The following is a 10,633-nucleotide window of genomic DNA, read 5'->3' as shown; positions in this document are numbered from 1 at the left end:
AGGTTTTTCCCCCCGCCGCAAAGGTTGCCCGTAATGCCCTCTGAAAACAACGGCTTGCCGCTAAGGCGGCAGTATGCGGATTTGCGTTGCCGAAACCGGTTTGCCATGCCCCGGAGGTGCCATCTGCGGGGAGGGATAAGCCGATAAGGCGGGACTTATCCTGTTTTTTGTTTATAATGCGACAGAATTTGGACGAACCGTCAGGAGTTTATGATGATAAAAAGGATGGCGGCAGTATCTGTACTCTGCCTGATGACTGCGGCGGCACAGGCTGCCGATACTTACGGCTATCTCGCCGTTTGGCAGAATCCGCAGGATGCAAACGATGTTTTGCAGGTTAAAACCACAAAAGAAGATTCGACGCAAAACGAGGCGCTTGCCGAATTGGAGGCTTTTTGCAAAGGGCAGGATACGCTTGCAGGCATAGGCGGCGATCAGGCGACGGGGTGTCGCTCGGTCGTGTCGCTGAACAATACCTGTGTCGCGCTGGCATACCCGAAAGCCTTGGGAGCGATGAGCGTTGAAAACGCCGTCGTGATTACTTCTCCGCGTTTTACGAGCGTTCATCAGGTCGCACTCAATCAATGTATCAAAAAATATGGTGTGGAGAGAGAATGTGCTTTGGAAACAGTGTATTGCACGTCTTCTTCTTATTACGGTGGGACTGTGCGCTCTTTGATTCAAAATCTCAAATAAAACGGAAAATGCCGTCTGAAAGATGTTCAGACGGCATTTCCATATCGACGGTCAGGATTCTTTTGAATCGGGCAGCAGGCTGTTCGATACGATGGCGAGTACGGCGCACAAGCCCACGCCGGCAAAGCTGAAGCTGCCCAGTTTGAGCGTCATGCCACCGATGCCCGTGGTCAGTACCGAGCTGACGATGACCAGGTTTTTCGGCAGCATCAAATCGACTTTGGCATCAATCAGTGTTTTGATACCCAAAGAGGCAATCGTACCGAACAGCAGCAGCATGATGCCGCCCATCACGGGCATCGGAATGGAAGCCAAAAACGCATTGAATTTGCCGAAAAACGCCATGCAGACGGCAAAAACTGCTGCCCAAGTCATAATGACGGGGTTGCTGTTTTTGGTAATCATCACCGCACCCGTTACTTCGCCGTAGGTCGTAACCGGCGGGCCGCCGATCAGACCCGCAAGGCACACGCCCAAGCCGTCGCCCGCAAGGGTTTTGTCCAAGCCCGGGTCTTTCGTATAGTCTTTTCCCGTTACATTGCCGATTGCCATAATGCCGCCGATGTGTTCGATGGCGGGGGCGACGGCAACGGGCAGCATAAACAGTGCCGCCTGCCAGTTGACTTGCGGCGTTTCAAAATGGGGAACGGCGAACCAGGGCGCGTGTGCAATGCTTGCCGTATCCACCAGTCCCATCAGCAGTGCCAAAACATAACCCGAAGCGACACCGATCAAGATGGGAATCAGCTTCATCATCCTGCTGCCGAAAACCGATATGATGGCGGTAACGGCAAAGGTAAAGCCGGAAAGAATCAGTGAATCGGTATAGTCGATGGCCTGTTTGCCGTCAGCCTGACCCATTGCCATGCTGCTTGCCGCCACGGCAACAGACAGACCGATGACCATGATGACGGGGCCGATGACGACCGGCGGCAGCAGTTTGTGTACCGCCGCCAGTCCGCGCCAACGGATCAGCGCGGCAAACACAAAATACATAAAGCCGGCGGCAAACAGTCCGAACATGGTGGAAGGCAGCCCCCATTCGCCGATGGAGTAGATAATCGGCGCGATAAAGGCAAACGAAGAGCCGAGAAAAATTGGCACTTTGCGTTTGGTTGTGATTTGGAACAGCAGCGTTCCCAAGCCTGCGCCCAAAAGCGCAAGAGCCGGATTTAGACCGGTCAGCAGGGGGACCAGCACCATTGCGCCGAATGCCACAAATAAAATCTGCGCGCCGGAAACGGCAAGTTTCAGTTGGTTCATACCATCTTCTTTCAATCGGTTCAAACGGCACGGATTATACTGGTTTGCCGAGGGTCTGCGTAAAAATACATACGTCGGGCAAAGATATGCCGTCTGAAAGGCAACGTCTGTCTGTTGCAGGATGAAAGCAGGAGAAATGGAGTATAATCCGACACTTTTCATATTCAATCCGCAAGCCGTCCCGCACTCTTATTTCAGACGGCATTTTCCGGTAATACGGCATGACAGAAAAATCCCATAAAAAAACAGCAAAAGGCAGGGCGGGAAGCCCGTCCCCAACGTCCGCACGCAACAAGAAAGCCGACAACGGCGCACGGGGCAATAAAGTTTCCGAGCGGCTCAAGGCGGTCAAAGAGCTGCAGAAAACCGAAGCCAAAAAGGCGCGTCCCGAACATGTCGTCAACCTGATTGCCGACGCATTGTGGCTGATGGGTTTGGCGGCAACCCTGTATTTGGCGATTTCCCTGATTAGTTTCGATATGGGCGATCCGTCTTGGTCGCACAGTTCGCCGCTTGCCGGAGATGCCGCCAATTGGGGCGGACTGTTCGGCGCGTATATTGCCGATGTCGGCTATTATCTTTTCGGCTGGTCGTTCTGGTGGTGGATAGCGGCTGCCTGCGTCGTGCTGTATAAAAATTTCCGTCTGCACGCAAAACAGACGGAAAACGAGGCATACAACCACAAAATCGCTGCCGCCGCGCTGTTTGTCCTGACGGTCTTCAGCCCCGTCTTGGAGTATTTTGTGCTGGGCGGAAAATATGCCGACTCCCTGCCTGTCGGAGCCGGCGGTATGGTCGGCATACGCGTCGGCGCAGTGTTTGCGTGGCTGCTGGGGAAATCGGGCAGCCTGCTGATTATCCTGGTTGTTCTGCTGTTGTCGTTGTCCCTGCTGGTGCAGATTTCATGGCTGGAATTTTTGAACGGTACGGGCAGGGTGGTTCAAAACCGTCTGAATGCTTTATTCGGCAAGGTCATGGCTTTGGGAAAACGCCGGCCGAATACCAAAACAGACGGTGTCGATACCCAAAACACACGGCGCATGGTGAAAGAAGCCAAAAACATCACCGCCAAACCTGTTATTCCCCTCGAAGGCAGCAGCAGCAACCGCAAATCCGTCGCGGTTTCCGTTGCGCCGCCGCCTAAAATCCAACCTTCGCTGTTTGAAGACAATGAAGTACAGCAGAACGGCGAATACCACAAGCCTGCATTGAACCTGTTGCGGATTCCCGACAGCGAGCCGGTCAGCATCAATCCCGCCGAATTGGAAAATACAGCCGAACTGATCGAATCCAAACTGGCAGAATTCGGTATCGGCGTGCAAGTCGTATCCGCCACATCCGGTCCCGTCATCACGCGCTACGAAATCGAACCCGCGCAAGGTGTCAAAGGCAGTCAAATTGTCGCCTTGTCGAAAGATTTGGCGCGCTCGATGTCGCTGCAATCCGTGCGTATCGTCGAAACCATCGCCGGGAAAAACACGATGGGCATCGAGTTGCCCAACGACAAACGCCAAGACGTGATGTTGAGCGAAATTCTCTCTTCACCCGTGTTTACCGAAGCCAAATCCAAGCTGACCGTCGCGCTGGGCAAAGACATTTCTGGTACGCCCGTCGTCGGCGATTTGGCAAAAATGCCGCACCTTTTGGTCGCCGGTATGACCGGTTCGGGTAAATCCGTCGGCGTGAACGGCATGATTATGTCCATGCTTTTCAAAGCCACGCCCGACGAAGTCCGCTTCATCATGATTGACCCGAAAATGCTCGAATTGAGCATTTACGACGGCATTCCGCACTTGCTCTGCCCGGTCGTTACTGATATGCGCGAAGCAGGGCAGGCGTTGAACTGGTGTGTCGCCGAAATGGAAAAACGCTACCGCCTGCTTTCCCACGCCGGCGTGCGCAACTTGGAAGGCTTCAACCAAAAAGTCGAAGCCGCCAAAGCATCGGGCAAACCCATGCCAAACCCGTTCAGCCTGAATCCGGACGATCCCGAGCCGCTGGAAAAACTGCCGATGATTGTGGTCGTTATCGACGAGCTTGCCGACCTGATGATGACCGAACGCAAAGCCGTCGAGCAACAAATCGCCCGCCTCGCCCAAAAAGCGCGCGCCGCCGGCATACATATGATTGTCGCCACCCAACGTCCCAGTGTCGATGTCGTTACCGGCCTGATTAAAGCCAACATACCGACCCGTATGGCGTTTACCGTGCAAAGCAAAATCGACAGCCGAACCATCCTCGATCAAATAGGCGCGGACGAACTGCTGAAATACGGCGACTCCCTGTTCCTCCAGCCCGGCAGTGCCGAACCGACCCGCCTGCAAGGCGCGTTTGTTTCCGATGATGAAGTCCACCGCGTCGTCGCTTTCGTCAAGGAGCAGGCACCGGCAAATTATGTAGAAGGGCTGCTTACAGGCGAAGCGGCACAGGAAACGGCAAATATCGTCAGCCCCAATGCAGACAGCGACGAATTGTTCGATCAGGCAGTCGCCTATGTTTTGGAAAGCAAAAAAACCTCCATTTCGTCTTTGCAGCGGCAGTTGCGTATCGGCTATAACCGCGCGGCAAACCTGATGGAGGCACTGGAAAATGCGGGTGTGGTTTCGCCGTCCGATTTGAACGGCAGCCGTAAAATTTTGGCGCGTAAGGATCATTTGTAGCCCGTGTCGCAAAATGCCGTCTGAACGGCGGAATTGGCGTTTCAGACGGCATATTATGTTTCGGGAGGAACATTGTGATATACTTGCCAGCTAAAATTTTCCCTTTGCGGCAATGCGGTTCAAATCCCAGTATCCGCCGCGCGCCGGCCTTCCGTTGCCGGGAAGGGGTGTCATTTTATCAACACAACAAATTTAAGGGTTTATGATGAGCGTAACTGTTGAAACTTTAGAAAATCTGGAACGCAAAGTAGTGTTGTCCCTGCCTTGGTCCGAAATCAATGCAGAAACCGATAAAAAATTGAAACAAACCCAACGCCGTGCCAAAATCGACGGTTTCCGTCCGGGCAAGGCACCTTTAAAAATGATTGCCCAAATGTACGGTGCAAGCGCGCAAAACGATGTCATCAACGAAATGGTACAACGCCGCTTCTACGATGTTGCCGTTGCCCAAGAATTGAAAGTTGCAGGCTATCCGCGTTTCGAAGGCGTTGAAGAACAAGATGATAAAGAATCCCTGAAAATTGCTGCGATTTTCGAAGTGTTCCCTGAAGTCGTTATCGGCGATTTGTCTGCACAAGAGGTCGAAAAAGTAACCGCTTCCGTCGGCGATGCCGAAGTGGATCAAACCGTAGAGATCCTGCGAAAACAACGCACCCGCTTCAACCATGTCGAACGCGAAGCCCGAAACGGCGACCGCGTCATCATCGACTTTGAAGGTAAAATCGACGGCGAACCTTTTGCCGGCGGCGCATCCAAAAACTACGCCTTCGTATTGGGCGCAGGTCAAATGTTGCCCGAATTTGAAGCCGGCGTAGTCGGCATGAAGGCAGGCGAGGGCAAAGACGTTACCGTCAACTTCCCTGAAGACTACCATGGTAAAGACGTTGCCGGTAAAACTGCCGTGTTCACCATTACGCTGAACAACGTTTCCGAAGCAACTCTGCCCGAAGTTGATGCAGATTTTGCAAAAGCATTGGGCATCGCTGACGGCGACGTTGCCAAAATGCGCGAAGAAGTGAAGAAAAACGTAAGCCGCGAAGTGGAACGCCGCGTAAACGAACAAACCAAAGAATCTGTAATGAACGCGCTGATTAAAGCCGTAGAGTTGAAAGTTCCGGTTGCTTTGGTCAATGAAGAAGCCGCCCGCCTGGCAAACGAAATGAAACAAAACTTCGTCAACCAAGGTATGGCCGATGCCGCGAACTTGGATTTGCCTTTGGATATGTTCAAAGAACAAGCCGAACGCCGCGTATCTTTGGGTCTGATTTTGGCCAAACTGGTCGATGAGAACAAACTCGAGCCGACTGAAGAACAAATCAAAGCCGTTGTCGCCAACTTCGCAGAAAGCTACGAAGATCCTCAAGAAGTAATCGACTGGTACTACGCAGAGCCTTCCCGCCTGCAAGCCCCGACTTCTTTGGCAGTAGAAAGCAACGTTGTTGATTTCGTTTTGGGCAAAGCCAAAGTGACCGAAAAAGCTTTGTCTTTTGACGAAGTGATGGGCGCGCAAGCCTAATCATCTTCAAAGGTTTGTCTGAAACAGGCAACTTGAAAGCACCAAAGCGTCCCTTTGGTGCTTTCGTAACATTGACAGGAGACAAGAATGTCCTTCGATTTCAATAATTACCTCGTTCCTACCGTTATCGAACAAAGCGGCCGCGGCGAGCGTGCATTTGATATTTACTCGCGCCTTTTGAAAGAGCGCATCGTATTTTTGGTCGGCCCGGTAACCGACGAGTCCGCCAATTTGGTGGTTGCCCAGCTGTTGTTTTTGGAAAGTGAAAATCCGGACAAAGATATTTTCTTCTACATCAATTCCCCCGGTGGTTCGGTAACGGCCGGTATGTCGATTTATGACACGATGAATTTCATCAAGCCCGATGTATCGACTTTGTGCTTGGGGCAAGCGGCAAGCATGGGTGCATTCCTGCTGTCGGCAGGCGAGAAAGGCAAACGTTTTGCCTTGCCCAACAGCCGTATCATGATTCACCAGCCTTTAATCAGCGGAGGCTTGGGCGGTCAGGCATCCGACATTGAAATTCATGCACGCGAGTTGTTGAAAATCAAAGAAAAACTCAACCGCCTGATGGCGAAACACTGCGGCCGCGATTTGGCAGATTTGGAGCGCGACACCGACCGTGATAATTTCATGTCTGCCGAAGAGGCAAAAGAATATGGTTTGATTGACCAAGTTTTGGAAAACCGCGCTTCTTTGCAGCTTTAAACCTTGTGAAGTAGACAAATGCCGTCTGAAAACAGTTCAGACGGCATTTGTCTTATAGGGACTGTATCGGGATGATTTTGTTCTGGTTGCGTTTGGAGCCGTTTTCGCCGTAGTTGGTTTTGACATACTCTTCAACAATAGCCAGAAATTCCGTTGCAATGTTGTCGCCTTTCAGCGTTACTTTACGTTCACCATCTACATAAACCGGTGCGACGGGTGTTTCCCCCGTACCGGGCAGGCTGATGCCGATGTCGGCCAATTTGCTTTCTCCGGGGCCGTTGACGACACAGCCCATCACGGCGACATTCAAGGATTCCACACCGGGATAAGCAGTGCGCCATACGGTCATTTTTTGGCGCAGGTAGTTTTGCACATCTTGAGCCAGTTCTTGAAAAACGGTACTGGTGGTGCGTCCGCATCCCGGGCAGGCGGTAACCATCGGCGTAAACGAGCGCAAACCCATAGTCTGTAAAATCTCTTGCCCGACGACAACCTCCTGAGTACGCGGGCTACCCGGTTCCGGAGTGAGTGAAATGCGGATGGTGTCGCCGATTCCTTCTTGAAGCAAGACGGATAATGCTGCCGTTGATGCGACAATGCCTTTGCTGCCCATACCGGCTTCGGTCAAACCCAAATGCAGCGGATAGGCGCAACGGCTGCCCAGTTCGCGGTAAACCTGAATCAGGTCTTGAACCGCACTGACTTTGCACGACAGGATAATTTTGTCTTCGGGCAGTCCCAATAGAACGGCTTTTTCGGCAGATTCCAAAGCGGAGACAATCAGTGCTTCCTTCATCACTTCTTCGGGCGGTTTCGGCGCGGAAGAAGCGAGGTTGGCATCCATCATACGTTTGGCGAGGCTCTGATCCAAAGAACCCCAGTTTACGCCGATGCGGACGGCTTTATCGTTTTCGGCAGCAGTCCGAATCATAAAGGCAAATTTTTCATCGCCTTTTGCACCTTTGCCGACATTGCCGGGATTGATGCGGTATTTGGACAGGGCTTTTCCACATTCGGGAAATTCCGCCAACAGGCGTTCGCCGTTGAAATGGAAATCGCCAATCAGTGGTGTGGCATAGCCCATATCGTCCAAGCGGCGGCGGATTTCGGCAACTTTGGACGCGGCTTCGGGGCTGTTGACGGTAATACGCACCATTTCCGAGCCAGCGTCGCTCAATTCCTTAATCTGCAATGCGGTGGCTTTTGCATCGGCAGTGTCGGTGTTGGTCATAGATTGGATAACGACGGGTGCTTCTGAACCGACGGTAATATGATCGATGCGGACTTGATGCGTCCTGCGGCGTTGGAGTGTGTTCATATGGTTTGAATCTGTTTATTGACCGGTGAGGACGGTTTGCAATTCTTCCGAGTAGGGGAAATTTGCCTGTAATTGTGCTTCATATTCGTATGCCGCCTGCGCGTTGCCGAGGGCTTTGGCAATTTTCCAGCCAAGCAGCAAATCATCGGCCTGAAGGACTTCTACCCTGCTTTGGTATTTTTTAAAGTAGTAATCGGCATCGCCCAACTGCCCGGCCAGCATTTTGGTGCGCGCCAGTTCTTTAAATGCGGGGGGGAACTGCGGCTGCGAGGCGAGCGAGCGTTCCAAATAGGCTTCCGCCAATCCGAATTGCCCCTGTTTGGCACTGCATATGCCTTTATTCAGGTTGGCAATATAAGGGGTCGGGTAGGTGGGGTCGGCCAAGGCTTTGTCGAAATATGCCATAGATTCGGCAGGGCGGTTGAGCCTGCCGCACAGAAACCAGCCGTAGTTGTTGTTGATTTCGGCACTGTCGGGTTTGATGGATAGGGCTTGCCGGAAACTTTCCTGCGCCTTGTCGTTAACTTTCAGGTATTGATAGATTTCGGCACGGACCAGCCAGGCAAGTTCGTTTTTAGGGTCAGATTTCAGGGCATCTTCAATACTTGCCGTTGCCTGACGGTAGTCCTGACCGCGCATATATTCCATTGCCAACTGGGTTTTGATATTGGAAACCTGATTGGCTTTTTCTGCCCGCGAGGGGCGGTAGGAAGTGCTGCACGCGCCCAAGGCAAGAACGAGTAATAAAGAGATTCGTTTGGATGGCTTAAAAGGCATAATTACCCCTGTTGTCCGATTAAAATCTGCTGCCATTTTTGTTGGCGGCGCGTTTTATCCTGAACCTGACCTGCCAACTGTCCGCAGGCGGCATCGATGTCGTCGCCGCGCGTTTTTCGTACGGTAACGACAAATCCTGCCTGCTGCAAAATATCGCGGAACACACGGATGTTCTCATTACTGGAGCGTTCGTATCCGGAGTTTGGAAAGGGATTGAACGGAATCAGATTGAACTTGCAGGGAACATCTTTGACCAGTTCGATCAGTTCGCGCGCATGTTGCGCCCTATCGTTTATTCCGTCCAACATGACGTATTCGAAAGTGATGAAATCCCTGGGTGCTTTGACCAGATAGCGTTGGCAGGCCGCCATCAGTTCTTTCAAGGGATATTTTTTGTTCAACGGTACGATTTGGTTGCGGACTTCGTCATTGGAAGCGTGGAGGGAAACCGCCAAGGCCACCGGCATGACATCGCGCAACCTGTCCATTTGGGGAACCATACCCGAAGTGGAAACCGTTACGCGGCGGCGGCTCAAACCGTAGCCGTGGTCGTCCAGCATGATGCTCAAGGCGGTAACGACATTGTCGAAGTTCGCCATCGGCTCGCCCATGCCCATCATCACTACATTGGAAATTACGCGTTCGTTTTTCGGTGTAACGCCCATCGCTTTGTTTGCCCACCACAACTGTCCGATGATTTCGGCAGCGGTCAGGTTGCGGTTGAAGCCCTGCCTGCCGGTCGAGCAAAATGTACATTCCAAAGCGCAGCCGACTTGTGAGGAAATGCAGAGCGTGCCGCGATCCGATTCGGGGATGAAGACGGTTTCCACCCCGTTCCCCGTCCCGACATCTAGCAGCCATTTTCGAGTGCCGTCTGAAGATTCTTGAGACATCATCAGCTTGGGAATTTCGATGCTTGCCTGTTCGTTCAGTTTATGGCGCAACGATTTTGCCAAATCGGTCATTTCGTCAAAATTTTGCGCGCCAGATTGGTGCATCCAACGCATAACCTGTTTGGCGCGGAACGGTTTTTCGCCCATATCGGCAAAATGTCGGGTCAGCCCTTGGAGGTCGTAGTTGAGCAGATTGGTTTTCATGTGTTTGTGTTTTTCTTAAATTAAGGCTTCAAATAAAAAATTGCAGGGCAGGCAAGTTTGATTTGAAGCCTTTTGCAACAGGGTTTTCAGACGGCATGGATATATTTTATGCCGTCTGAAGAGGAGTTGGGCGGTGTATTGTATCAACGGGGGCAGATTTCGGTTTGGCTGAAAAAGTAGGCAATTTCCAAAGCGGCATTTTCCACGCTGTCGGAACCGTGTACGGCATTGATACTGACCGATGTGGCAAAGTCCGCGCGTATCGTGCCTTCGGCGGCCTCGGCGGGATTGGTTGCCCCCATCAGTTCACGGTTTTTCAGGACGGCGTTTTCGCCTTCCAGTACTTGAATCATAACCGGACCGCCGGTCATAAACTCAACCAATCCGGCGTAGAAGGGGCGGTCTTTATGAACCGCATAAAATTCTTGCGCCTCTTTGAAGGTAAGCTGCTTCATTTTAGCGGCAACGATTTTCAGACCGTTCTCCTCAAAGCGGCTGTATATTTTGCCGATAACGTTTTTGCCGACGGCATCGGGTTTGATGATGGAGATGGTGCGTTCAATCGCCATGCTATATCCTTATTTTTACTTAAGAAGAA

General features: G+C 52.1%; 9 protein-coding genes. 4 read left to right on the top strand and 5 right to left on the bottom strand.

The annotated features are described in order from the left end of the window. Positions 1–213 precede the first annotated feature (213 nt). Positions 214–696, top strand: coding sequence for a DUF4189 domain-containing protein (locus tag Q9J79_RS08040; RefSeq protein ID WP_301912551.1), 483 nt, complete (start codon positions 214–216; stop codon positions 694–696). 51 nt (positions 697–747) lie between these two features. Here Q9J79_RS08040 and Q9J79_RS08035 read toward each other — a convergent pair whose 3' ends face one another. After that, positions 748–1,959 carry a uracil-xanthine permease family protein gene (locus Q9J79_RS08035; protein WP_301912546.1) on the bottom strand — a complete coding sequence of 404 codons (1,212 nt, stop codon included), beginning with the start codon at positions 1,957–1,959 and terminating at the stop codon, positions 748–750. A 221-nt stretch (positions 1,960–2,180) separates the two neighbouring features. Between Q9J79_RS08035 and Q9J79_RS08030 the strand changes: the two genes are divergently transcribed. The 3 genes from Q9J79_RS08030 to clpP all read left to right on the top strand — a co-directional run bounded on the left by Q9J79_RS08030 (position 2,181) and on the right by clpP (position 6,843). Continuing rightward, the gene (locus Q9J79_RS08030; RefSeq protein WP_301912545.1) at positions 2,181–4,619 is read left to right on the top strand and encodes a DNA translocase FtsK; all 2,439 of its coding nucleotides are present in this window, start codon (positions 2,181–2,183) and stop codon (positions 4,617–4,619) included. 205 nt (positions 4,620–4,824) lie between these two features. Further along, on the top strand, positions 4,825–6,135 hold the full coding sequence (gene tig / locus Q9J79_RS08025; protein WP_301912550.1) for a trigger factor: 1,311 nt from the start codon (positions 4,825–4,827) through the stop codon (positions 6,133–6,135). Between the two features lie 87 nt (positions 6,136–6,222). Further along, positions 6,223–6,843, top strand: coding sequence for an ATP-dependent Clp endopeptidase proteolytic subunit ClpP (gene clpP / locus Q9J79_RS08020; RefSeq protein WP_301884565.1), 621 nt, complete (start codon positions 6,223–6,225; stop codon positions 6,841–6,843). Positions 6,844–6,895: 52 nt separating this feature from the next. On the opposite strand, the gene ispG is transcribed toward clpP, so the two are convergent. The 4 genes from ispG to ndk form a co-directional block, all read right to left on the bottom strand. Beyond that, positions 6,896–8,161: a flavodoxin-dependent (E)-4-hydroxy-3-methylbut-2-enyl-diphosphate synthase gene (gene ispG, locus Q9J79_RS08015; protein WP_301912544.1), complete on the bottom strand. Its 1,266-nt coding sequence runs from the start codon at positions 8,159–8,161 to the stop codon at positions 6,896–6,898. A gap of 15 nt (positions 8,162–8,176) precedes the next feature. Continuing rightward, entirely contained in the window at positions 8,177–8,938 is a 762-nt protein-coding gene (pilW, locus tag Q9J79_RS08010; protein ID WP_301667186.1) for a type IV pilus biogenesis/stability protein PilW, read from the bottom strand. Positions 8,939–8,940: 2 nt separating this feature from the next. Further along, on the bottom strand, positions 8,941–10,035 hold the full coding sequence (rlmN, locus tag Q9J79_RS08005) for a dual-specificity RNA methyltransferase RlmN (protein ID WP_301912543.1): 1,095 nt from the start codon (positions 10,033–10,035) through the stop codon (positions 8,941–8,943). A 143-nt stretch (positions 10,036–10,178) separates the two neighbouring features. Next, positions 10,179–10,604 carry a nucleoside-diphosphate kinase gene (ndk, locus tag Q9J79_RS08000; RefSeq protein WP_301912542.1) on the bottom strand — a complete coding sequence of 142 codons (426 nt, stop codon included), beginning with the start codon at positions 10,602–10,604 and terminating at the stop codon, positions 10,179–10,181. Between the last annotated feature and the right edge of the window lie 29 nt (positions 10,605–10,633).

The organism is Neisseria viridiae (genome assembly GCF_962747995.1).
Classification (GTDB): Bacteria; Pseudomonadota; Gammaproteobacteria; order Burkholderiales; family Neisseriaceae; genus Neisseria; species Neisseria viridiae.
The sequence above is the reverse complement of the archived record's forward strand: the minus strand, read 5'-3'. Positions and strand labels throughout refer to the sequence as shown.